This is a genomic window from Klebsiella sp. K-Nf6 (genome assembly GCF_002806655.1).
Lineage (GTDB): Bacteria > Pseudomonadota > Gammaproteobacteria > Enterobacterales > Enterobacteriaceae > Klebsiella > Klebsiella variicola.
In genome coordinates, this window is sequence record NZ_PIBN01000001.1 from 14,151 (window position 1) to 35,453 (window position 21,303).

Consider the following 21,303-nt stretch of genomic DNA (forward strand, 5'->3'; position numbering starts at 1 on the left):
GGCCTGCTTTGTGCACTAGCCCATGCACTTCTCTTTGCTATGGGATTACACCATGTCTGACGAACATCACAGTGGCCTGCTTTACGGCCTTGAACAGCGGATCCCACCGCTTCCGGCCTTTTTCAGCGCTCTCCAGCATGTGCTGGCGGGCCTGGTGGGGATCATCACGCCGCCGCTGATCATCGGCGCTACCCTCGGGCTTGGCGACTGGCTGCCGTATCTCATCAGTATGTCGCTGCTGGCCTCGGGCATTGGCACCTTTCTGCAGTCCAGTCGGGTATGGGGCGTTGGCGCCGGGATGATCTGCATGCAGGGCACCAGCTTCGCCTTCCTCGGCGTGACGGTGGCCGGAGGGATGTGGGTAAAAGCGCAGGGCGGCGGGCCGCAGGATATGATGGCGATGCTGTTTGGCGTTAACTTTGTCGCCGCTCTGGTGCCGGTGATTGTCAGCCGCTTTATCGAACCGCTGAAGAAAATCTTTACTCCCATCATTACCGGCAGCGTGATTGCGCTGATCGGCATCAGCCTGATCAAGGTCAGCGTCATCAACTGGTGCGGTGGGGAAAAGGCCGAGGATTTCGCCAGCATGAGCAATATCGCGCTCGGAGCGGGCACCCTCGGGGTTATCGTCCTGCTGAGCTGCGCCAAAAACCGCTGGCTGCGGCTCTCCTCGGTGGTGGTGGGCATTGCCGTGGGCTGCGTCGCGGCAGGGCTGAGCGGTCAGTTCCATCTCCATAGCCTGGGCGACACTCTGTTTCGCCTGCCGACGCTGTTTCCGTTCGGCTTTCAGTTTAACAGCGCGATATTTCTGCCGGTCGCCCTGGTGTCGCTGGTCTGTATTCTGGAGGCGGTCGGCGATCTGACGGCCAACTCGCTGATTTCGCAACAGTCTATTGATGACCATGCTTTTCGTAACCGGCTGAAGGGCGGTATCCTGGCGGACGGCGTCAGCTGTATGGTGGCCGCCATGCTCTGTGCTTTTCCGAACACCACCTTCGCGCAGAACAACGGCGTGATCCAGATGACCGGGGTGGCCAGCCGCTATGTCGGACGCTACATTGGCGTGATTCTGATCCTGCTTGGACTGTTTCCCCCGGTAGGCGAACTGCTGCGGCAGATCCCGGCGCCGGTGCTGGGGGGCGCCACGATGGTGATGTTTGGCTGTGTAGTGGCGGCCGGGATCCGGATTATTACCCAGACCCCGCTGAGCCGTCGCGATGTGCTGATTGTGGGTCTGGCGTTTGGTGCTGGCCTTGGCGTCGAGTCAGTACCGGCGTTTCTCAGCCATTTTCCGCCGATGGTCGGCGATCTGTTCGGTTCGGCGGCCACCAGCGGTGGGCTGGTAGCGATAGCGCTGAACCTTATTCTGCCGCAGGAGCAGGCGGCGACGAAAACGATAAGGAGTCAGGATGATCGTGCTGAGTCAGTTTAACGGCCTGCGTAAAGATGAGGCGGTGGGGCTGCTGGCCCCCTGCGTGGCGATCCCGGCCTGGGGCGAGACGCTGGTGAGCTTGCGACCTTTCGCCAGCCGCCAGGCGCTACTGCAGACCGCCCGTGAGGCGATGGATTACTGGGGAGAGGACGAGCTGAACGCGGCGCTCAGCGCCCATCCGCGAATCGGTGAAAAGCCGACCGGCAGCCAGGCGCACGCGGCGCTGTCGCGCCAGGAACAGTCGGCGGTGGACAGCGAGAATGAGCGGCTCGCGCAGGCCCTGCAGGAGGGCAATGCCCGCTACGAGGCCCGTTTTGGCCGGGTGTTTTTAATCCGCGCCAAAGGGCGCAGCGGCGAAGCGATTTTACAGGCGCTGACGCGCCGGCTGCAGCATACCGCCGACGAAGAAGTGGCTGAGGCGCTTGCCCAGCTGCGAGAGATTACGATGTTAAGACTGGAAGGAGTGATTGGCGAATGAGTACCCTGAGCACCCATATTCTGGATATTTCCACCGGCACGCCGGCGGAAGGCGTGACGGTCAGCCTGAGTCGGGAGGGCGAGACGCTGGTGACCCTGGTGACCAACGCCCAGGGACGTATCGCCACCTTTAGCGCCGCACCGCTGCCGGCGGGGAGCTATTGCTTAACGGCGGAAACCGGGGCGTGGTTTACCCGCGCCGGGCGCGAGAGCGTCTTTACCCGGGCGCAGATTGATTTTGTCATCGGCGAGGCGGCAGATGACCATTTCCATCTGCCGTTTCTCATCGCCCCGGGCGGGTGGTCGACCTATCGCGGCAGCTAAACCCGGCTGCCTGTTGCCGGGCGGCGCTGCGCTTGCCCGGCCTGGATCGTTACGGCGCGGGCAGAGACAGCCCGTAGGCCCGGTAAGGCGCAGCCGCCACCGGGCATGTACAGGTGTCTCCGGCTATCATCCTTCCTGTTTTATCCCCACACAAGGATAATTATTCTCCTATCCCTACCAGGGGATAACCTTGACATTATCCCCTATAGGGTATAAAACCAAGTTTATCCCGATAGGGGGATAAATGATGGTGAGGAACAAGGCGATGACTTCCCCGCAGATATACAGTCCCGTGCAGCTGGCCAATTATCTGAAGCTACTGCGCCAGCAGAACCACTGGACCCAGGATGCGCTGGCCAGGCGGATCGGTATTAAGCAGGCGACGCTGTCCAATTTTGAAAATCACCCCGACAAAACCACCTTAACCACGCTGTTTAAGATCCTCCAGTCGCTAGGGGTGGTGATGACGCTGAACGCCAAAGCCACAGAGACGGCGCCGGCTCCCGATAACAATACGGACCTTGACTGGTAATGGCGACGCTTACCACCTGGATGAACAATGTGCGCGTGGGAATCTTAACCCGCCAGGCTAACGGGGCGCACAGTTTTCGCTACGACGAAGAGTGGCTGCGCAGCCCGCGTGCCAGACCGCTCTCCCTCTCGCTGCCGCTGCAGTATGGCAATATCACCGCCGACGCGGTGTATCACTATTTTGATAATCTGCTGCCCGACAGCCCGCAGGTTCGCGATCGGATTGTCAGGCGCTATCAGGCGCGCTCGAAGCAGCCGTTCGATCTGCTGGCCGAAGTGGGAAGGGATAGCGTAGGGGCAGTGACCCTGCTACCGCCGGGAGAAGAGGCGCACCTCGAGGGGTTGCGCTGGCAGACGCTGGACGAGGCGCAGCTCACCGCTTTGCTGACCGCCTACCAGTCGGATATTCCTCTCGGGATGATTACCGGCCAGGATGATTTCCGTATCTCGGTGGCCGGCGCCCAGGAGAAAACGGCGCTGCTGCGGATGGGCGAGCACTGGTGTATTCCGCAGGGCACCACGCCGACCACGCATATTATTAAACTGCCCATTGGCGAGATAAAGCAGCCTAATGCGACGCTGGATCTGCGTGAAAGCGTGGATAACGAGTTTCTGTGCCTGGCGCTGGCCAGGGAACTGGGCCTGGCGGTGCCGGAGGCAGAGATTATCACCACGCCGCGGATCCGCGCGCTGGCGGTGACCCGCTTTGACCGGCGCTGGGCGCAGGAGGGACGGGTACTGCTGCGTCTGCCACAGGAGGATCTGTGTCAGGCCTTTGGCATACCGTCGTCGATGAAATATGAATCTGACGGCGGGCCGGGTATTGCGGCAATCATGGCCTTTCTGCTGGGCTCCAGTGAAGCCCTGAAAGACCGCGATGCTTTTATGAAATTCATGGTCTTTCAGTGGCTGGTTGGGGCAACGGACGGGCATGCGAAGAACTTCTCGCTCTTTTTGCTGCCCGGCGGCAGCTACCGGCTAACGCCGTTCTACGACATCATTTCGGCGTTTCCGGTGCTGGGCGGCACGGGACTGCATCTGCGCGATCTGAAGCTGTCGATGGGGCTCAATGCCACAAAAGGGCGGAAAACGGAGATTAACGCTATCTATCCGCGACATTTTCTGGCAACCGCCAAAGCGGTGAACTTTCCCCGGGAGCAGATGCTGGCGATCCTTCATGAGTTTGCCGAGCGCGTGCCGCAGGCTATCGAAAGCGCTCGCCGGACGCTGCCGGCGGACTTTTCCACCCACGTCTGGCGGGCCATTACGGAAAATATGCTGAAACTGCACGCCCGCCTGCAGCAAGGGCTGCAGGCGTTATAGCGAAGCCGGCTAGCGGTTAGCTCTGCGGCTGCCCCCAGCGGCTGCGCAGATAGTTGACCGCCTGTCGGGTTTGCGGCTGATTGAGGTTATTTTCGCGGAACAGGATCGTGCCCTGGATCTGCGGCAGAGTTTCATTGAGGTCGAGCTGCTTTTTCAGCTCCGGCACGCCGCCATCCACCGTCCAGTCAGGCTCATTTTTGGACGGCTCACCCACTTTGTACAGCGCCACGCCGATATACAGCCGGGTATGCGTCGGCTTAACCACCTCGGCCCACCAGTTGGCCAGCACATCATAGCGCGCGGCATCGCGGGCAAACGGCCAGTAGATCTGCGGCGCGATGTAGTCGAGCAGTCCCTGCTGCACCCAGCTGCGGGTATCGGCATAGGACTCATCATACGCGGCCGCGCCACGGGTATCCGACCCCGCCGGATCGTGCGAGCGGTTGCGCCACACCCCGGCCGGGCTCACGCCAAACTCGACGTTCGGATTGAGCTTTTTGATGGTAGTGGAAACCTGGGCTATGAGCTGCTGGGTGTTATGCCGGCGCCAGTCGCCCTTCGAGGCGTAACCCTGCCCGTAACGGCGGAAGGTTTCATTGTCGTTAAGCGGTGAAGAGGCGGTTTCGGTGTAGAAATAGTCGTCGAACTGCACGCCGTCAATCGGGTAGTTCTGCACCACTTCAGCGACGATGCTGGTGATCCAATCCCGTGCTTCGGGAATGCCTGGATCGAGGACAAAGCGATCGCTGGCGGTGCGGATCCAGTTACGGTGCAGGACGAACACGCTGGCCGGCACCTGCGTGAGGGTGTTATTCAGCTCGGCAATGGTCGACGGTTTGGTGTTGACCGAGACACGATAGGGGTTAAACCATGCGTGAACCTTCATACCGCGCTTGTGCGCTTCATCCAGCATAAACTGTAGCGGATCGTAGCCGGGGTATTCGCCGATTTTGCCGGTCAGCATATCGGACCACGGCAGAATATCTGACCGCCAGAGCGCCGTGCCGTCGGGTTTCACCTGGAAAAAGACGGTGTTGATACCCAGGCGCTGCAGGTTATCGAGTTTGGCGATCAGCGCCAGCTTCTGCTGCGTGATGCGGCTTTCCGGCGTGCTGGCGATAATCGACCCGACCGGCGGCCAGTCAAGGCGCGACACGGTGGTGAGCCACACGCCGCGTACCGGCTCCCGGTGCGTCTGGCTGGCTTTGACGGCGGTAGTGTTCGGCGCCGTGACAAGGGATTTAGGGGCCTTACTGGTGCAGCTGAACAGCATGCCCGCGGCAATGACGGCCGCACCGGCCAGCGCCACTTTGCTGGCTAAGGGGAATCGACGAGAATGGCTGATGATGAACTCCCGTGTACTCAGATCGTCGCGTGTAGCGGCTATTCTCTTACGATTCGTGGGTCAGAGCAATTCCTTCATCCGCCGGTTCGTCATCGCCTAGTCATAATGCAAGGTATAGGTCGCGACGGCCGATACCTGGCCGGCGGTGATCCGGGGACGTGTCTGGTAGTAGCGGGCAGTGAGCGGCAGGGTAAACCGTCCCGGGCTGGCGCTGCCCAGCGTCATCTCATGATTCAGGGCGACCGGCTGACGATGGTAAAGCAGTTGCACGCCGATACCCTGCGCCCGGTCGTCAGTGGCGTCATTGCGCAGAACGCCATGCCCCCGGGCGGTGAGGGGCTCTGCGCCGTCAACACGCAGGGAAACCGTAACCGCGCTGTTGCAATCCAGCTGCAGCGCGAAAGGGGTATCGCCGGTGGTTTTGCCGACGCCGCCGAAGTGGTCAAGCATCGCGGCGGGCAGCTTAATCAGCGCTGGCGTGGTGTCATTCACGGAACATCCCGCGGTGTTGACCCTGCCGCTTAAGTCTAACGCGGCCAGCGGGGTATGCTCTGCCATTAAAAAGTGCTCGCTGTGATACTCAAGCTCGCCCGGTGTCGCCGCGGGACCGGTTTTAATAAGCTCAATCGTCAGGCGGAAATAGCCCAGTTTCCACACCGCATCAGGCAATATGGCCGGATTGTTCACCCGTTGGCTAAACGGCGAGGGCGTCGGCCGGTCAGGAAAACCACCATAGCCGCCGATAGCGCGCAGCGATACGTGAACGCCAATACCGGCGAGATTGGTTTGATAAACCGTCGGTCGCGTCGCTCCCCCGGACAGCAAACTGTTCAGCTGTAGCGGCGACAGCCCACGCGGGTCGTCCGCACAGCGGATCCACTGTTCGCCGCCGTCGCTAAGGCGATTCCAGGCAAAACTTTTGTGATACAGCGGGGTGCCCGGTCTGGCGTCAGCCGGCACGGTGAGTTGCCCCACGTTCAGCCGAAGGGTGCTGGCCTGGCCGCGGACAAACACCGGCGTACAGGCCCATCCGCTGACGGCCGGTAACAGGGCGAGTAACAGCGTCAGAGCGGCCCGACGCAGGAGAGTTAAAAAGGACATGTTAACGTCTGCTGTAAAATGAGTGGATGGGGTGTCTGCGCCAGCGTCGGGGTGAGATCGTAGCGGGCAGTACAGTGCTGCTGAGGGCCTGGCCCCCATTGTGCATACAGGGTGCCTTTCGGCGCCAGGCCAGCGAGGTACACCTGCCCCTCGCTGGCAACGATGCTGCTGGTGTTCCTGGCGCGTACTTCGCTGCCAAAGGGCAGTGGTTGTCCCTGCGACTGCAGCGTAAACAGCGCTTTATAACCAACGTGGGTGTGAAAACGCGCCAGCACCACCGCGTCCTTGGTGGGCACCAGCGTCACGGTGCTGTTGGCCAGATCCACATTCTCCGGCAGCGAGTGGCTGTCGAGGGAGACGTCGTTGCGGTGATAGGCGGTGGCAAAGGGCAACACGGCGTACCCGTCACGATTGGTGGCAATGGTTTTCTGGTTGGCCAGGGTCACACCGCTGGCGCCACCGGCGTCAATCAGTACAACCGAACCATTCATTTCCGGCGTAAAGACCACCCCGTGGCGGTGAATCAGGATACCTCCGCTGGCGCCGTAGTTCAGGCGAGTGGCCTGCGAATCGCGGCTGTAGCCGAGATTCAGATCGCCCATTCCACTACTGTAGCCGGCCGTCAGGCTGCCGCTGTGCCCGTTCTGCTGATCGAGGGTTTGGCTGACGGCGTAGCTGAGCGCGTGATTATCCAGTAGGGTGCCGTTGAGACTGACCATCTGACTGTCGGCGCTGTGGCGGGAGGAGGTCAGCGTATAGCCGGCATAGCTGCCCGGCAGCAGGTGGCTCAGCGGCACTGAAAGTGACAATGTCACTACTTTATCGGAGTGCGGCTCGTCGTCATCCTCGTCACTGTCGCTGCTGTGAGAGTCGCTGTAGCTGAGCGACCACGCGATACCGTGAAACTGGCTGCTGATCCCCATATTGGCGGTACGCTGCGGGGCACCCCCTGACCAGTAGCTGTCCTGATCGAGACTCAGATAGAGGGTAATATCGTACGGCAGGCTCTGGCTGGCGGTGATTTGCAGAGTCGCTTTTTTGTTGTCGTTATCCTGCGAGTCGGCGTCGGGATCCTTGCTGGAATACGCCTCGCTCAGCGTGGCATAGCGCAGATGTGAATAACGCCAGCCGGTGAAGGTGAACTGCGTGCCAAGACGGTCAAAACCTTTGCTGTACTGGAGCTGCCAGGCCCGGCCATCGATCGGATCCTGCTGCTGCCCGTCACGGGCGTTTAACAGCTGCAGCGAGAGCGCCCCGACATCGCCCAGCCCTTGTCCCGCACCGACCGAGAGATTGTGGTATTGCCCCGTGCTTTGCAGCCCGCCAAACAGCGTCAGGTTGTGGGCAAATCCGCGCATCAGCGACAGCTGCATCATCAACGGCTGCTGGCTGGCATCGTCGCTATGATAGCGCCCGGCGACCAGGTTGTATTTCAGGTTGCCTTCGCGCTGCATGCTGGTCACCGAAGCATACGGCTGGGTGAACCGGCGGATTTCGCCATCCGACTCTTTGACGGCAACCTCAAGATTGCCGCTACTGGCGGTGGGATAAAGATCGTCAATCACAAACGCGCCGGGGGTAACATAGGTTTGATACAGCACGTAGCCATTTTGTCGAACCGTGACCTGGGCGTTAGTTCTGGCTATCCCGCGGATGGTCGGGGCAAAACCTTTCTGCGAGTCCGGGAGCATCGCATCACTGGAGGCGAGGGCAATTCCCTGAAACTGTACCGCGTCGAACACATCGCCCGACGTAAAGGTATCCCCGAGCGTCAGTTCACTCCGCCAGCGCGTCAGATCGCGCTCAAGCCAGGCGCCGCTGGTGGTCCAGTGGGGCTTGTCATCGCTGTTGGCGGTCAGGCTGTTGCTGGCGCGCAGGCGCCAGGCGCCAGCGTTCACGCCACTTTTCAACATCAGATAGTTATCGCGCTCGGTGCTGCCCTCGCGGGTACGCTGGCTGGCGCCTGAATAGCGGTAATTGCTCTGAAGGGCGCTGATACCTTCATCCCACAGCGCAGAAGGAACATTATCCCTCGCCTGGTGCGTCATCAGCGCCTGGGGAAGGGTCATTAACAGCCGTTGATGGGCAAAATCGAAATTGACCGTACTGCCCGGCAGTAGCGTGGTGAGTTCGGGGCATGAGCGGGGCGTTGCGCCGGGTGCCTGTGCCAGCACCGCCGGATTAACCCCCGCCTGCACCAGGTCTTCCCGTTGAAGGCAGGGCGTCAACTGTCCGCGATCGTTCTGGCGAAACGTGATGATCTTACGGGCGTCCAGCGTGACGCCATTGACCTGCCAGTTCACCGGATAGTCGCCAGGCGGCTGGCTCGTTTGCTGATTGAAGCGCTGAAGATCCACCGCCGGCAAATGATCGTTTTTTTCCAGCAGATCCATATTAAAGGTCGCCTGGGCGTGCAAGGGGGCGCTCTGTCCGGCAAGCAGGATGGAGAGGCTGACGACGGTAACGGTATGAACCGGGCCGTGGCGCATCGCGATTTCAGGCGGTTAGTGCGCCGGGACGGGGGCGCTAAACGTCTGCACAGCGCCAAAGTCATCCAGTATGCGCCAGCTCACCTCGTGGGCGCAGGCCTCGCCGGGCAGGGCATACTCTTCACGGCTGTGAGGGGCAATCACGCTGTGCTCAAGCGGTGTTTTCTGGTTCTGGCCCGCGCAGCTGAGCGTGGTGATAGTCACATAATAGGGAGAGGCGTTTTCCGCCTGCAGGTGGTTGCCACTGACGTGCCAGCGCAGGTGCTGCGCCGCGTCGAGCGCCGAGCCGGGGAGCCCTGCCGGGCGATAAATTAACTTAAGTTGATTCTTAATGGCAAATTGCAGAATGTTCTCGCCAGCCGGCGCGGTATTGGCGGGAATCACTTTGATGTTCAGGGTGAATAAACTCTCCCGGTCATGCGGCAGTTGCGGCGAGGTTAACAGCACGCGCAGATCGTTGCTGTCTCCGGCGTCCAGACGGAACAATGGCGGGGTGACGATAAAGGGTGATTTATTATTATCAGCCAGATCGTCAACCCAGCTCTGAATAAGCACCGGATCGTGAGGATTCGTGTTTTTGACGGTAATGTCGGCCTCATGACTTTGTTCATTATAAATAACACGTGTGCCGGCAATGGCAACCCCGGCGGCAGACGCCAGGAACGGGCAAAAGAGAAGGCTCAGGATAAAAGCCACTTTATAACACTGCATAATTGAGGATCCGGTCACGAGAAGTGAAAATAAGGGCAGGGGAACTGCCCTTGATAACGGCGGAAATCAGAACATTCTATTCATAAACAATATCAATATTGGCTGTGGCATTAATATTGCCGGCAGTCACATCCTGTGAGGAATCGCTTTTCAGATCGGCAATAAAGTTAAATGCAATATCACCGTTTTCGTCGGCTTGCGAAACCGCCGTTTTGCTCTGCTTGTCAAAGGTCAGCTGAGTGCCTTCCGTTGAGCCATCAGGAGAAGAGAAGACTTCAATGCCCACGCCTTTGGCGGTATCCGCGGCGTCGGAAAGCGCCAGCACGGCGGCGCTGGTGCCGTTAGCATTGGTGTCCGGGGTACCCTCCAGGCTGATACTGATGTTCTGTGCCAGCGGGCAGCCGGTCAGGTTGATGGTGAACGGCGTTTCTGCGGTTTTCGCTTCATGTGATTTCAGCGCCGACATATCGACGTTGCCAAAATCGACATTCACATCGCCACCATTGTTAGCGATCTGGCAGGACTCGTTAATAATTTTACCGGTGAAATTCAGTGTTCCCGCCGCGCGGGCGGTGGTCACAGTAGCCAGACTTAAGGCCAGCAGTGAACCCACAACCAGCAGGGTGCCTTTTTCTTTCATACTCAAACCCTATTAAATAATCACAAGTTAATTAAATCGTTTAACATTTTTAAAGCATGTTTTTTATTTCTGTTCACAAAAAAACGGTAAGCATCGCTAATGTATACTGCCGTCGGGGGCGGGATTATACGGAGAACATCGTAAAGGCCCATTGATAAGGTGTGTTAAGCTGTAACATTCTTTATTTTTTAGTGTAAGTATAATCTCATTTGATATTATAATTGAGTTCTATACACAGAGTGCATTATTCCAGGAATAAGTCTTGTTGCCAACGAGTTGCTGTTATTCCCGGCAGTTGACCGGGCAGTCCGGAATAATCATTTACGCTGCCGCTATTTTGCAGTAGCGTGGAGTGACGGCAGGAAGCCGCAGGTTGTATGGCACAGAAACCATTGTGTGCCGCTCAGTGTCACCCGCTATCAAGGAAGATTGCTATGTTTCCGTCCCGTCTCGCTCTGTTATGTCTGTGTCTGGCGCCGTTGGCGTCGTCTGCTGCGCTCTCCGGCCAGGTACACTTTTCGGGTCATATCCTCAACCCAGCCTGTCTTATCGCCCCGCAGCAAGATCATCTCGATGTTTCATGCCAGCACCGTTCACCGGAACAGGTCTCCCTGGCTGGCCACCGACCTCGCTATACGATGCCGGATAACCGCGGTGAGGTCAGTCTCCACTGGCGAAATACACAGCACAGTGAAGCGGATGTGATTATTCGCTATCGTTAAGGTCAGAAAAACGCGGTGAAGGGTAAGCGGATGCAGGACGAAAACAGTAGGACGGTTTAGGCGCGCTCAGCAGTGAACCACTGGGGCGACGCGCGCGTAGAGAATGATTCATGAAAACAATTCTTACCGTCGCCCGGCAGCGGCAATGGCGTCAGTCGGGTTCCCAGGCGAGGATATCACCGGGCTGACATTCCAGCGCCTCGCAGATGCGGGACAGAGTATCAAAGCGGATGCCTTTGACCTTTCCCGACTTGAGCAGCGACAGGTTCTGTTCAGTAATGCCTACAAAGGCCGCCAGCGCCCTGGACGTCATCTTTTTTTCCACCAGCAGTTTGTCCAGATTCACCACCACAGCCATCGTTAAATAAACTCCTTATTCTCTTCTTCCGCACGGATCCCGTGGAGCATGGCGTGAAATGTCACAAACAGCAAGCTTCCCGTCAGAAGCAGCACGCCGTCGCTGAGCAGAAACACCACCTGATAATAAGGTTGTGGCCACCAGGCGAGCAGCGGGATCAGGAAGCGACACACCGGCAACAGGATCCCCATGCCCACCATGGCCAGAGCGATGTAACGAACGCTGTGCGCCAGGGAGAGGCTGAGCACGCTGCGCTGGCGGACGCTATGGGTCACCTTCATGCCCTGCCAGATAGCAAACGCGAACAGCCCGGCCGGAAGATACAGCAGGGCCAGCAGCAGCAAACGTCTCGCCATCCCCGGCGTCTGGGCCGGGTTGTCGGTTAACGGCACGTCAGCAAAGTGCAGCAGGGTGGAAAGAAAATAACGTTCGCCGGTAAAGAAGATCCACAGCGGCACGATCAGGGCGAGCATAAAAAAGAGGGGCAGTATGCCGCTAATAATAGCCAGACTCAGCCGGGTTCTGGATTGCTTCACAATTTACCTTCCTGATTGATGAGAATAATTAAAGCACCAGCCGCGTCAAGCATGACATAAGGGCCACGGCGAAGACAACGCTCATCGCCCGGACGCCGCGACGACGGCTGGCAAACCACGGGCGGGTCCAGACGCGGTAGAGGCTGAGGGTGATGAATGACGCCTGGATGGTCCAGGTCAGCATCCGGAACAGGTAGCCCATTTTGCCGAGATTCTGCAGGGTCTGGAAAACCTCGGCGAGATAAATAACCCCGGTCGCCAGCAAAACATAATTGAGCAGGCGTATTTTTCGCTGCGCCAGCCAGTCGCCGGAAATAAACAGGATCACCGACAACAGCGTTAACAGCGCCCAGAGGATGTCAATTCCGTTCATTACGCGCCTCCTGTTCATCAGGGGTGGCAGCCAGTAAGAGCTTGATGGCAGGCCCGATCACCGGCCAGGCGGTATCGGAGAGGATCACTACCGCGGTCTGTCGCTGTCGGTCGAAGGCCATCATTGCCGCAAAGCCGCCACTCTGCCCGTCATGCCAGACGATCTCCCGTCCGCGGACGCGGGTAGTGAACCAGGCATAACCCACCCGGGAATCGGGATCATCGGTGGCGAACAGGGGGGGCATGCCTTCACTGCCCGCCAGGTTTCCTGCCAGCAGCGCATGGGCATATTTCGCCATATCGACAATCGTGGCGCGTACGCCGCCGGCGGGGGCGAAGGCGTCCATCACCCATGGCTGCTGAGGGAAACCAGAGGCTGACCAGCCCACGGTAAACGTCGGCGAGGCTGGGGTATTGTGCCGGGCCACTTCCGCGCCCTGCATTCCGGCGGGGGCAAAGACCCGTTGCGCCATCAGTGTGGCAAAATCGCGATGGGACGCTCGCTCCAGCGCCAGTCCGAGCAGGGCAAACCCGGCGTTGGAATAATCAAACCATTTCGTCGGCTGCAGGGTGGCCTGGTTCATCATCGCGATCAGCGCGGGTCGATCGTAGCGCCAGGGATTCTGCCGCCGGGCAATATCGCTCAGAATAGCCAGCCGCTGCCCAACCGACGCGGTGAGCGGTGGCAGTCCTGAACGGTGAGAAACCAGTTGCTCCAGGGTAACATCCCGCACCGGGCTGACAATCTCCGGGACCAGCGCCGACACCGGCGTCTGCGCGGTGACTTCGTCGCGGCGAATAGCCTCCAGCAGCAGGCTGGCGGTCATGGTTTTGCTCAGGCTGGCGATCTCATACTGCGTCGTATACTCGCTCCCCCACAGACCGTAGCGCACCCCCTGAGGCGTAATCAGCGCTGCGGCGACCTGTCCGCGGGCGCCATTGAGCAGGGGCGTTAATATCGAGACCAGCTGTTTATCCCCCGTCGTCCGGGAGCTGGGGGGATGAAAGCCGGGCTGCAGGGCGATTCCTGCCGCCACGATGACGGTAAAAACCAGCACGGCGGCAATGATCTGTCTGTCCCGGCGATAGCGGTTCCAGCGCATGTTTTCTCCTTAACGCGGTACGAAATCCAGGTGAGCGAATACTGCTTCTCCCTGGTGTTAAAGTGAGCGCAGGTTAGCCTGTTGTTTATCGTTTTACAATAAGTTTTTATCGTTTTATAATTAACTTTATGAGGGGTAAAGCAGACACTCCCGGCGCGGTGTGGAGAACGCTGGGGACAATAGAGGTCAGGGGATAAAGTGCGCTGGCGAAGGGCGGTACTCGCCAGCGAGAAATGTCGGCTATGCCAATATACCGGGAGACGAAAACTTAGCGGATCCGCGACTGCTCGTCGTCGCGTAACGTCAGCACCTCAAAACCGTCGGCGGTGACGGCCACGGTGTGCTCCCATTGTGCGGAGAGTTTTTTATCGCGGGTGACGACCGTCCAGCCATCTTTTTTGGTTTTGATGCGGCTGTCGCCCTGGTTCACCATCGGTTCGATGGTGAACACCATTCCTTCGCGCAACACGGCGCCTTCCCCGGGGCGGCCGTAATGCAGCACCTGCGGTTCCTCATGCATTTCCTGGCCGACGCCGTGACCGCAATATTCTCTGACCACGCTGTAGCCATGGTCCTCGACCCAGCGCTGAATAGCGTGGCCAATATCGCCCAGCGTCGCGCCAGGTTTTACCACCTCAATGCCTTTCCACATCGCTTCATAGGTGGTTTTTACCAGCCGGCGGGCCAGCGGAGAGACGTCGCCTATCAGGTACATCTTGCTGGAGTCGGCAATCATGCCCGCTTTCTCCAGGGTGATATCGACGTTAACAATCATCCCGGCGCGCAGATGTTCGGTCGCTTTGGGGATCCCGTGGCACACCACATCGTTAATGGAGGTGTTCAACACATAGGGAAAATCGTATTGCCCCTTGCTGGCCGGGCGGGCATGCAGCTGGTTGACGATAAAATCTTCCACTCGATCGTTAATCGCCATCGTCGTTACGCCGGGAACGATAAAGGTATCCAGCATATCAAACACCGACGCCAGCAGCTGGCCGGCATGGCGCTGACGTGCGAGTTCATCGGCGGTTTTAATGATTATTGATGGCATTGATTACCTCCAGCAGACGGTCAGAGCCGGATTTCAGCATCAGCAGTTTGATCTGCTGGTGGTTAAGCTCGGGGTAGAGCTCGCTCATCATGCCCAGACGGATCCAGTATTCCGCCTGGGCATTGACGGAGCGGGACATAGCTTTGCTGGCATCACGAATATCATCGTGCAATAGATCGGAGATTTTGACGATTCCCATAGAGACAGTCCATATATGATTCGTATATGTATCGTATACAGACCGGCACGGGATGTCATGGGCATTTTGTGTCGTGACCGGGGGGGAGGCGAGAGGCCCACGCAAAAAAGCCCGACCAGCGGGCTTATTTTCAGCATTTTTTTCGGGTTAATCATTCGCGCCATTCACCATGGCGAAAATACCCATTAGATTATCGGTATGCAGAATGAAAATAACATGACGGCGGCGAAGCGCGGCGCATCACTATATTTTATGCAGGTGTTAATTTTGCGTATGAATATTCTCCCGTCAGGCCGGGAATCCGGGGGAGTTATAGCGCGTCAGTGAGTTTATCCACCACCACTTTACCCGCATTATCGAACTGCGTAATGCGAAAGCTGTCGCTCCAGGAGCGGCGGGTGGTGAAACGGTCGAACAGGGATACCCGACCTTTACGCTGACCATCTTTACTCAAAATAACCCATTCAGTCACCGCAGAATAATGCTGGCTATTGTCATGACGGCTCTGTTGTTCAACAAGCTGATCTTCTTTTTCCACTTTTAAATAATCACGCAACATATTTAACCTCCATAGAAAGTATTATTAACATTACTCCTTTTATTTATTCTTTCAATCAAACTTTTTAATCAATAAAAGTAACTATTAGTGGGCGACCTAAGTGCAAAAATCGTCAGATTGTCATCACCCGGCGCAGTGGATTCCACTACGCTTAACAGAGCTGTCCGCCGCGCTATCTGCGGTTGCCAGGGCCAGAAAGGCGGCAACAAAACGCTTCACCTTGTATTCATCATGGGCGTTGTTCTGCTATATCTAGTGGGTTTTGCCACGACCGAGCCACAGAGAGCGCTGTACCATGAGTAATGAACACCTGACGGATATTGCCTATCGTCACTTTATTGAAAGTGTTAAAGATTATGCCATATACATGTTGAGCACCGACGGTATGGTCATCAGCTGGAATGAGGGCGCTCGCCGGGCAAAAGGGTACCTGAGCGACGAGATCATCGGTTGCTACTTCGGTCTCTTCTATAGCGAAGCTGAGCAACTCTCCGGTGTACCCGCGAAAAACCTGGAAATCGCCCTGCGTAGCGGGCAGTTCGAAGGGGAAGGCTGGCGTTACCGCAAAGACGGCTCCCGATTCTGGGCGCACGTCATGATCGACACCATCCGCGATGAGCAGAACACCCTGCTGGGTTTTGCCAAAATCACTCGTGACATCAGTGAACAAAAAGCGATTAACGACCGCATCGCATGGATGGCGCGCTACGATGCGCTGACTGGTTTACCTAACCGGGTGGAGTTCTTTGAGCGGGTGGAAAAGCTGATCACCGGTAATGATGCCCGCCGCTTTGCCATTTTCACCATCGATTTAGACAAGTTTAAAGAGATTAACGATCTTGAAGGACACCTTATTGGCGACCAGCTGCTGCAGCGTGTGGCAGGCGCAGTGCTGAAAACGCTGCAGAAGGAGGAGATGGTCGCGCGCTTTGGCGGCGATGAGTTTGTAGCCGTTAAACCTTTCGCCGATGAGAGTGAGGTAGATGCCTTTGCCACCCGACTCTGGCACTGCTTCAGCGGTAAGCAGACGTTTGCCGCAACGGAAGTGGTTCTCTCCGCCAGCATTGGCATCTCGGTCTACCCGGAGGACGGCACGGATATTAATACGGTACTGAGCAATTCCGACCTGGCCATGTACCGGGCGAAAAGCAGTCTCGACACCAAGATTTGCTGGTACGAGCGCGAGATGGATGACAAGACGCGGCAGCGCAATATGATGGCCGCCGACATCCGGCGCGGTATTCATGCAGGAGAATTTTCGCTTCACTATCAGGCGATCCGCAATATTAAAGATCGCCGGATCACGGGTTACGAAGCGCTGTTGCGCTGGCAGCATCCCCAGCAGGGGTCGATCCCGCCCGATGTGTTTATTCCTGTTGCCGAGGAGAGCGGCGCTATTGTGCCCTTAGGCTACTGGGTGCTGGAGCAGGTATGTAGCGAATCGCTGGAAAATCGGCTGAATAAAAAAATTTCGGTCAATATCTCGCCGGTGCAACTGCGCCACCGCAGTTTTATTGAAAAAGTCCGCGAGATCCTGATGCGTACCGCCTATCCGGTCAGCCTCCTTGAGTTTGAAGTGACGGAGACGGCGTTCATCATCAATAAGCAGCTGGCCTTTAGCGTTCTGCATCATCTGCAAAAAATGGGGATCAGTATCGCGCTCGATGACTTCGGTACCGGCTACTCCTCCCTGAGCATGCTGCGCGATTTCCATTTTGACGTGATTAAACTCGACCGCAGTTTTATGCTTGATGTGGAGAGTAATCCCCAGGTCCGCTCATTCGTGCGGGCCATCATTTCGCTGGGAAAATCAATTAATACGCCGCTTATCGCCGAGGGTGTGGAAACCGCCGGGCAACTGCAGATCCTCGAAGAGGAGGGGTGTGACGAGATGCAAGGCTTTCTGTTCGGCGAGCCGGTGGGTATTAAACACCTGCCTCCGTCGTCCTGATACGCCCACCGGCTGCGGGTGGGCGCAGCGTCATTACTGATGCGCCAGCGGAGCCTGCCCGGAAAGATGCAGCAGAGCCGACTGCAGCGAGACGTCAAACATCTGACCATGCGTCATACCAGGGAAGCGCCAGAAAGCCACCGTCAGGCCTTTGTCGGCCAGCTGCTGCTGGGTTTGTCGCAAAACACTCAGGGAAGCCACGTGGCCGGTGGGTTCCCGGGCAGCTTTGCCATCACCTTCCAGCAGATACAGCGATTTCCCGGAGAAGGCGGTGGCGCTTAAAGCTTCGCTGCCCTTCAGCGGAGATTCCTGCGCCTGGCCCAGCGACGGGCTGGCTGAATAATAGAGGTGAAACAGCGAGGTCTTCCGCCACGCGTCGAGCACAAACAGCCCGCCGTAGGAGTGGCCCCAGATCGCGCGCTGGTGGGGATCTATTTTCAGGTGAGCTTCTGTTTGCGGCACCATCGTGTCGGTCAGCAACTGACGAAACAGGTCATTACCTCCGGTTTTTCGCGGCGGCAGCGCGGGTTTCCCGGCTCGCGGTTCGAAGGTCTTTAGCGGCGGAGTGTAATCCCAGGCCCGGGCGGCGGTATCGAAGGGCAGCGTCGTCTGGTAACCGATAGCGACGATCACCGGCGGGGAGCCAGCGGAGAGCTGCTGCAAAAGGGCGTCGTTAAGCTTATCCATCACCGCGTTACCATCCAGCATATACAGCACAGGATAGCCGGCGGCGGGCGGGGCTTTGTCCGGCACGGCAGTCCACACCCGGTAGTGGCGTTCGCCATCGGCGGAGTCATACTGACGTTGCGTAAAATGATAGTACGCTGACCCTTTATCCGCGATGTTTGGCCCCAGCGGCTGAAGGTCCGGCCGGGCGGCGCTACTGCTACTGTAGAAGAGCATGCCAACCGCCAGCGTCAGCAGCCCGCGTGCCCGGATGCTCCCTGAATTCCGCTTCACCTTGTCTAACCCCCTGTATTCTTTGATCTGTCATTGTTGTTGGGCAGACACGGTAACACAGCTTGTTTGATAATGGTTCTCATTTCTTTTAAGCGCTTTGGGACAGCGTGGAATGCCGGGCGGGGCTGGTGGCGGAAGACGTCAAAACGGAGAATATATGGCCGCCTGTCGGCGGCCATCAGAGCACGGTCAGGGATCGCCGTTGATGCTACGCAACAGCCTTTTTACCAGTGGGATGAGCGCAATAAACACCAGCGCAATAACCACGATCAGTAACAGCGTCAGCCCTTTATGATGACTGATAAGCACCAACAGCATCGCCAGCGTCATGAGATGATCCTTGCATTAACAGCGTTAACCACCGCCGAGGTGAATGAAATTTAACAGAATGGTGATGACCACCCAGGCCAGCAGCAGAAAGCGTCGTTTATCGCGTCGAGCTTCCAGCGCAGCGAAATAATTAGCGCTGTACCAGGTTGATATAATAATAGCCAGCGTGATGATGACCTGCCAGACCACTTCGCTAAAGCCCGTCACGATGCTTATCGCGCGAAAGCAGAGCACAATCGCGATACCGTTAAGCGCGTTACACATCAACCATCCCCACAGGCTTGAGGGACGGCTAAAGAAATATCCAAGTCGTAAAACCAATGTCGTATACACCTTGCCAAAATAATCGCGCTGTAAAATGCAGTTTAACGCCCGACGAGGTATTGATATAAATCAATATTAATGGGATAGCGCAGTAAACACTGGCATTCGGCGATCGCGGAATGGCAATAGAAAGGAGAGAGAATAAGTGAATAAAAACACAAAACTAATTGTTTTTATTGCATTTTTTAATTTCCTGATGCGGTGAAATATTCTCATCAATCAATTTAAGAAAATGGCATTAATTTCCATTGTTATTATTTTATCTGGCTCTATCACCAGCTAAATTAAAAGCTATTCACTATTAACCGCTGGCCGTTTGCGGAAGTGGTCTGAAACAGCCGGAGCCTCAGCTCCGGCTGACGTCGTACCTAATGAGGCAAGGCGTTATGTTGCAGAATTTTCAGGAAGTCATTTTTGTCTGAAATTAATGACAGCGCGTTAGCGATCAACTCATCGCTAAATATAGAGGCAATTTCTTTGAGCACATCAATATGCTCTTTTTCTTTCGCGATGACGCCGATGGCAATAAACATGACGTTGCTGCGATCCCAGATTACGCCATCAGGAAACTGAAAGATCTCAATGCCGGTTTTGAGAATGATATCCGTCGCGGATTTCGGCAGATGCGGCAGGGTGATGCCATTCCCCAAAAAAGTGGAAACCTGATGTTCACGCTCCAGCAGAAAATGAACGCACTCCTGATTCACATACCCTTTGGCTTTACACTCCGCGCCAATCATGGCGATCACTTCCGCTTTATTACTGGCCTTGCAGCCGATATGCAGATTATCCAGCGTGATGTTATCGATCATAGCCAACCTCCCTGGTGAGACGCGTAGATTTTTTACCCTCATGATTCGCTGACAGCTCTTCTTCTAACTGCTCGAGCGATTTATTGGAGGTCTCTGGTAGGGCGAAGACCACGAACAGAATCGCTAAGTAGTTGATGGCTGCGAAGATGAAGAAGACCGGCCCAAGGCCCAGTTTCGCCTGCAGCAGCGGGAACAGGTAGCTGACCACCGCGTTCATGATCCACATGAAAAATACCGAGATCCCCATCGACAGCCCGCGGAATTTCAGCGGGAACAGCTCGGCTAATACCACCCAGGTAATAAAGCCCATGGAACCCTGCATCACGCCGACGAACAGCGCGCCCAGCAGCCAGATGGCGGTGGCTTTCAGATCGCCCACCAGGGTGTAATCGACAGCGGCGATAATCAGGTGCAGCGTGGCCATAATGGCGAAGCCGTAGATAATGATCGTCTTACGCTTGAAACGATCGACAAGGAACAGCACGCCAATCAGCATACCGCCGACGGAGAAGACACCGTTCAGCACGTTACAGATCAGCGAGGTACGCTCTGAGAAGCCGGCGGCACTCAGAATTTCCGTGCCGTAGTACATAATGACGTTGACGCCGGTGGTTTGCTGCAGTGCAGCCCAGGTAATACCGACCAGCAAAATTTTGAGGATCCATGGCGTTTTGAGGATAGTCGTGAAGGTGCCCTGGGCGCTGTACTTATTGCCGGCTTCAATTTTGATCAGGGTGGAGATGTCGTCATACTCCTTCTGCGCGCGTTCCGCCGGGCGGATCTGTTTGAGAATATGTAGCGCTTCCTCGTGGCGGTTTTTGCTGATCAACCAGCGCGGGCTTTCCGGCGCGCGCCACATGCCAACAAACAGGCAGACAGCGGGAATGGCCTGTACCAGCAGCATATAGCGCCAGACGTCCGGCAGGTGGCCCCAGATAATGCCGATTATTGCGTTAATGGCAAACGCCGCCAGCTGGCCAATGACGATGGCGACTTCATTCAGGCCGGTCAGTTTGCCGCGCATCTCGGTAGGCGCCACTTCAGAAATAAAGGTGGGGGCGGTGACCGACGCGCCGCCGACGGCGTATCCCAGCAGGGCACGAGCAATCAGCAGGGTGGTGATATCGGGGGCCGCGGCGGATAGCAGGGCGCCGATAAGAAAAATAAAGGAGAGGAAGAGTAAATATTTGCGCCGGCCGAAGAAATCGGCAAACTTGCCGCCAAACACGCTGCCCAGCGCGGCGCCGATCAGCAGGACGCTCATCACCAGCCCTTCGGTGGTTGGGGTCAGCGCCATATACTGCTTCAGTGAGGAAAAGGCGCCGTTAATTACGCCGGTGTCGTAACCGAAAAGCAGGCCGCCGAAGGTGGCCACTAAGGTAATCTGATGAAGTCGTTTTCTCTGTTGCTGGTTCAGGTTTGTTATAAATGACATGGTAGTCCCTTTATTTTATTGAACGACACAAGATAAAAATACATCTCCCCAGTCAGGATTTATTACGCCTGTGTTGTCGTATCTAACTGAACTAAATGATTTTTCTTCTTTGTGTAATTGCTCAGCACATGGCAGGGTACGCTCAGCAATGGCGGTCAAAGAGGTTTACGGCTTGGTGTTGACATGGATGTAGTCGATATCCGTTCTCCTTTCGGGTT

24 protein-coding genes are annotated in these 21,303 nt (G+C 56.9%); 7 read left to right on the forward strand and 17 right to left on the reverse strand.

Annotation, left to right across the window (positions count from 1 at the left end):
• Positions 1–52: 52 nt before the first annotated feature.
• The 5 genes from CWM61_RS00085 to CWM61_RS00105 all read left to right on the forward strand — a co-directional run bounded on the left by CWM61_RS00085 (position 53) and on the right by CWM61_RS00105 (position 4,087).
• Positions 53–1,432: a nucleobase:cation symporter-2 family protein gene (locus tag CWM61_RS00085; protein WP_074385883.1), complete on the forward strand. Its 1,380-nt coding sequence runs from the start codon at positions 53–55 to the stop codon at positions 1,430–1,432.
• Positions 1,410–1,910: a 2-oxo-4-hydroxy-4-carboxy-5-ureidoimidazoline decarboxylase gene (gene uraD / locus CWM61_RS00090; RefSeq protein WP_100630391.1), complete on the forward strand. Its 501-nt coding sequence runs from the start codon at positions 1,410–1,412 to the stop codon at positions 1,908–1,910. The genes CWM61_RS00085 and uraD overlap by 23 nt, the downstream gene beginning before the upstream one ends.
• Positions 1,907–2,233 (forward strand): hydroxyisourate hydrolase, encoded by a 327-nt coding sequence (gene uraH / locus CWM61_RS00095; RefSeq protein WP_061154622.1) that lies wholly within the window; start codon positions 1,907–1,909, stop codon positions 2,231–2,233. The genes uraD and uraH overlap by 4 nt, the downstream gene beginning before the upstream one ends.
• A 265-nt stretch (positions 2,234–2,498) precedes the next feature.
• The gene (gene hipB, locus CWM61_RS00100; RefSeq protein WP_038422544.1) at positions 2,499–2,765 is read left to right on the forward strand and encodes a type II toxin-antitoxin system antitoxin HipB; all 267 of its coding nucleotides are present in this window, start codon (positions 2,499–2,501) and stop codon (positions 2,763–2,765) included.
• Positions 2,765–4,087: a type II toxin-antitoxin system HipA family toxin gene (locus CWM61_RS00105; RefSeq protein ID WP_100630392.1), complete on the forward strand. Its 1,323-nt coding sequence runs from the start codon at positions 2,765–2,767 to the stop codon at positions 4,085–4,087. The genes hipB and CWM61_RS00105 overlap by 1 nt, the downstream gene beginning before the upstream one ends.
• A gap of 16 nt (positions 4,088–4,103) precedes the next feature.
• Here the strand turns inward: CWM61_RS00105 and CWM61_RS00110 are convergent, their stop codons facing one another.
• The 5 genes from CWM61_RS00110 to CWM61_RS00130 form a co-directional block, all read right to left on the reverse strand.
• The gene (locus tag CWM61_RS00110) at positions 4,104–5,396 is read right to left on the reverse strand and encodes a glycoside hydrolase family 10 protein (RefSeq protein WP_061154620.1); all 1,293 of its coding nucleotides are present in this window, start codon (positions 5,394–5,396) and stop codon (positions 4,104–4,106) included.
• A gap of 132 nt (positions 5,397–5,528) precedes the next feature.
• Positions 5,529–6,533 (reverse strand): fimbrial protein, encoded by a 1,005-nt coding sequence (locus tag CWM61_RS00115; RefSeq protein ID WP_100630394.1) that lies wholly within the window; start codon positions 6,531–6,533, stop codon positions 5,529–5,531.
• The gene (locus CWM61_RS00120; protein ID WP_074385877.1) at positions 6,521–9,022 is read right to left on the reverse strand and encodes a fimbria/pilus outer membrane usher protein; all 2,502 of its coding nucleotides are present in this window, start codon (positions 9,020–9,022) and stop codon (positions 6,521–6,523) included. Before CWM61_RS00120 ends, CWM61_RS00115 begins: the two co-directional genes overlap by 13 nt.
• Before the next feature lie 15 nt (positions 9,023–9,037).
• Complete coding sequence (locus CWM61_RS00125; protein ID WP_077268390.1) at positions 9,038–9,733, reverse strand: molecular chaperone; 696 nt, start codon at positions 9,731–9,733, stop codon at positions 9,038–9,040.
• 76 nt (positions 9,734–9,809) lie between these two features.
• Positions 9,810–10,373, reverse strand: coding sequence for a fimbrial protein (locus CWM61_RS00130; RefSeq protein WP_004143457.1), 564 nt, complete (start codon positions 10,371–10,373; stop codon positions 9,810–9,812).
• A 434-nt stretch (positions 10,374–10,807) separates the two neighbouring features.
• Here CWM61_RS00130 and CWM61_RS00135 point away from each other — a divergent pair, with 434 nt between their 5' ends.
• On the forward strand, positions 10,808–11,095 hold the full coding sequence (locus CWM61_RS00135; RefSeq protein ID WP_074385876.1) for a hypothetical protein: 288 nt from the start codon (positions 10,808–10,810) through the stop codon (positions 11,093–11,095).
• A gap of 151 nt (positions 11,096–11,246) precedes the next feature.
• Here the strand turns inward: CWM61_RS00135 and CWM61_RS00140 are convergent, their stop codons facing one another.
• The 7 genes from CWM61_RS00140 to CWM61_RS00170 form a co-directional block, all read right to left on the reverse strand.
• Positions 11,247–11,453 (reverse strand): helix-turn-helix domain-containing protein, encoded by a 207-nt coding sequence (locus tag CWM61_RS00140; RefSeq protein WP_004205917.1) that lies wholly within the window; start codon positions 11,451–11,453, stop codon positions 11,247–11,249.
• Positions 11,454–11,455: 2 nt separating this feature from the next.
• Positions 11,456–11,989, reverse strand: coding sequence for a DUF2975 domain-containing protein (locus CWM61_RS00145; protein ID WP_074385875.1), 534 nt, complete (start codon positions 11,987–11,989; stop codon positions 11,456–11,458).
• 28 nt (positions 11,990–12,017) lie between these two features.
• Positions 12,018–12,362 (reverse strand): hypothetical protein, encoded by a 345-nt coding sequence (locus tag CWM61_RS00150; RefSeq protein ID WP_074385874.1) that lies wholly within the window; start codon positions 12,360–12,362, stop codon positions 12,018–12,020.
• Entirely contained in the window at positions 12,349–13,464 is a 1,116-nt protein-coding gene (locus CWM61_RS00155; RefSeq protein WP_074385873.1) for a serine hydrolase domain-containing protein, read from the reverse strand. Before CWM61_RS00155 ends, CWM61_RS00150 begins: the two co-directional genes overlap by 14 nt.
• Before the next feature lie 268 nt (positions 13,465–13,732).
• Positions 13,733–14,515 (reverse strand): type I methionyl aminopeptidase, encoded by a 783-nt coding sequence (map, locus tag CWM61_RS00160; RefSeq protein ID WP_100630395.1) that lies wholly within the window; start codon positions 14,513–14,515, stop codon positions 13,733–13,735.
• On the reverse strand, positions 14,496–14,714 hold the full coding sequence (locus CWM61_RS00165; RefSeq protein WP_002904808.1) for a ParD-like family protein: 219 nt from the start codon (positions 14,712–14,714) through the stop codon (positions 14,496–14,498). Before CWM61_RS00165 ends, map begins: the two co-directional genes overlap by 20 nt.
• Positions 14,715–15,024: 310 nt before the next feature.
• Positions 15,025–15,273, reverse strand: a complete 249-nt coding sequence (locus CWM61_RS00170; RefSeq protein ID WP_008804908.1) for a hypothetical protein — start codon at positions 15,271–15,273, stop codon at positions 15,025–15,027.
• Between the two features lie 295 nt (positions 15,274–15,568).
• Between CWM61_RS00170 and CWM61_RS00175 the strand changes: the two genes are divergently transcribed.
• Positions 15,569–17,224, forward strand: coding sequence for a putative bifunctional diguanylate cyclase/phosphodiesterase (locus CWM61_RS00175; RefSeq protein ID WP_100630397.1), 1,656 nt, complete (start codon positions 15,569–15,571; stop codon positions 17,222–17,224).
• 33 nt (positions 17,225–17,257) lie between these two features.
• On the opposite strand, the gene CWM61_RS00180 is transcribed toward CWM61_RS00175, so the two are convergent.
• From CWM61_RS00180 to CWM61_RS00200, 5 genes are all read right to left on the reverse strand, one after another.
• Positions 17,258–18,184: an alpha/beta hydrolase gene (locus CWM61_RS00180; protein WP_100630399.1), complete on the reverse strand. Its 927-nt coding sequence runs from the start codon at positions 18,182–18,184 to the stop codon at positions 17,258–17,260.
• A 189-nt stretch (positions 18,185–18,373) separates the two neighbouring features.
• On the reverse strand, positions 18,374–18,514 hold the full coding sequence (locus CWM61_RS28920) for a hypothetical protein (protein ID WP_165785220.1): 141 nt from the start codon (positions 18,512–18,514) through the stop codon (positions 18,374–18,376).
• A gap of 24 nt (positions 18,515–18,538) precedes the next feature.
• Positions 18,539–18,778: a hypothetical protein gene (locus CWM61_RS00185; RefSeq protein WP_008804905.1), complete on the reverse strand. Its 240-nt coding sequence runs from the start codon at positions 18,776–18,778 to the stop codon at positions 18,539–18,541.
• A 428-nt stretch (positions 18,779–19,206) separates the two neighbouring features.
• Positions 19,207–19,650 (reverse strand): PTS sugar transporter subunit IIA, encoded by a 444-nt coding sequence (locus CWM61_RS00195; protein ID WP_008804904.1) that lies wholly within the window; start codon positions 19,648–19,650, stop codon positions 19,207–19,209.
• The gene (locus tag CWM61_RS00200) at positions 19,640–21,085 is read right to left on the reverse strand and encodes a sugar porter family MFS transporter (protein ID WP_022066173.1); all 1,446 of its coding nucleotides are present in this window, start codon (positions 21,083–21,085) and stop codon (positions 19,640–19,642) included. The genes CWM61_RS00195 and CWM61_RS00200 overlap by 11 nt, the downstream gene beginning before the upstream one ends.
• Positions 21,086–21,303 lie beyond the last annotated feature (218 nt).

What these genes read in the sequence shown, in the direction of transcription:
- CWM61_RS00085 (WP_074385883.1), top strand. Translation starts at nt 53, where the DNA reads ATGTCTGACGAACATCACAGTGGCCTGCTTTACGGCCTTGAACAGCGG.
- uraD (WP_100630391.1), top strand. Translation starts at nt 1,410, where the DNA reads ATGATCGTGCTGAGTCAGTTTAACGGCCTGCGTAAAGATGAGGCGGTG.
- uraH (WP_061154622.1), top strand. Translation starts at nt 1,907, where the DNA reads ATGAGTACCCTGAGCACCCATATTCTGGATATTTCCACCGGCACGCCG.
- hipB (WP_038422544.1), top strand. Translation starts at nt 2,499, where the DNA reads ATGACTTCCCCGCAGATATACAGTCCCGTGCAGCTGGCCAATTATCTG.
- CWM61_RS00105 (WP_100630392.1), top strand. Translation starts at nt 2,765, where the DNA reads ATGGCGACGCTTACCACCTGGATGAACAATGTGCGCGTGGGAATCTTA.
- CWM61_RS00115 (WP_100630394.1), bottom strand. Translation starts at nt 6,533, where the DNA reads ATGTCCTTTTTAACTCTCCTGCGTCGGGCCGCTCTGACGCTGTTACTC.
- CWM61_RS00120 (WP_074385877.1), bottom strand. Translation starts at nt 9,022, where the DNA reads ATGCGCCACGGCCCGGTTCATACCGTTACCGTCGTCAGCCTCTCCATC.
- CWM61_RS00125 (WP_077268390.1), bottom strand. Translation starts at nt 9,733, where the DNA reads ATGCAGTGTTATAAAGTGGCTTTTATCCTGAGCCTTCTCTTTTGCCCG.
- CWM61_RS00130 (WP_004143457.1), bottom strand. Translation starts at nt 10,373, where the DNA reads ATGAAAGAAAAAGGCACCCTGCTGGTTGTGGGTTCACTGCTGGCCTTA.
- CWM61_RS00135 (WP_074385876.1), top strand. Translation starts at nt 10,808, where the DNA reads ATGTTTCCGTCCCGTCTCGCTCTGTTATGTCTGTGTCTGGCGCCGTTG.
- CWM61_RS00140 (WP_004205917.1), bottom strand. Translation starts at nt 11,453, where the DNA reads ATGGCTGTGGTGGTGAATCTGGACAAACTGCTGGTGGAAAAAAAGATG.
- CWM61_RS00150 (WP_074385874.1), bottom strand. Translation starts at nt 12,362, where the DNA reads ATGAACGGAATTGACATCCTCTGGGCGCTGTTAACGCTGTTGTCGGTG.
- CWM61_RS00155 (WP_074385873.1), bottom strand. Translation starts at nt 13,464, where the DNA reads ATGCGCTGGAACCGCTATCGCCGGGACAGACAGATCATTGCCGCCGTG.
- map (WP_100630395.1), bottom strand. Translation starts at nt 14,515, where the DNA reads ATGCCATCAATAATCATTAAAACCGCCGATGAACTCGCACGTCAGCGC.
- CWM61_RS00165 (WP_002904808.1), bottom strand. Translation starts at nt 14,714, where the DNA reads ATGGGAATCGTCAAAATCTCCGATCTATTGCACGATGATATTCGTGAT.
- CWM61_RS00170 (WP_008804908.1), bottom strand. Translation starts at nt 15,273, where the DNA reads ATGTTGCGTGATTATTTAAAAGTGGAAAAAGAAGATCAGCTTGTTGAA.
- CWM61_RS00175 (WP_100630397.1), top strand. Translation starts at nt 15,569, where the DNA reads ATGAGTAATGAACACCTGACGGATATTGCCTATCGTCACTTTATTGAA.
- CWM61_RS28920 (WP_165785220.1), bottom strand. Translation starts at nt 18,514, where the DNA reads ATGACGCTGGCGATGCTGTTGGTGCTTATCAGTCATCATAAAGGGCTG.
- CWM61_RS00185 (WP_008804905.1), bottom strand. Translation starts at nt 18,778, where the DNA reads ATGTGTAACGCGCTTAACGGTATCGCGATTGTGCTCTGCTTTCGCGCG.
- CWM61_RS00195 (WP_008804904.1), bottom strand. Translation starts at nt 19,650, where the DNA reads ATGATCGATAACATCACGCTGGATAATCTGCATATCGGCTGCAAGGCC.
- CWM61_RS00200 (WP_022066173.1), bottom strand. Translation starts at nt 21,085, where the DNA reads ATGTCATTTATAACAAACCTGAACCAGCAACAGAGAAAACGACTTCAT.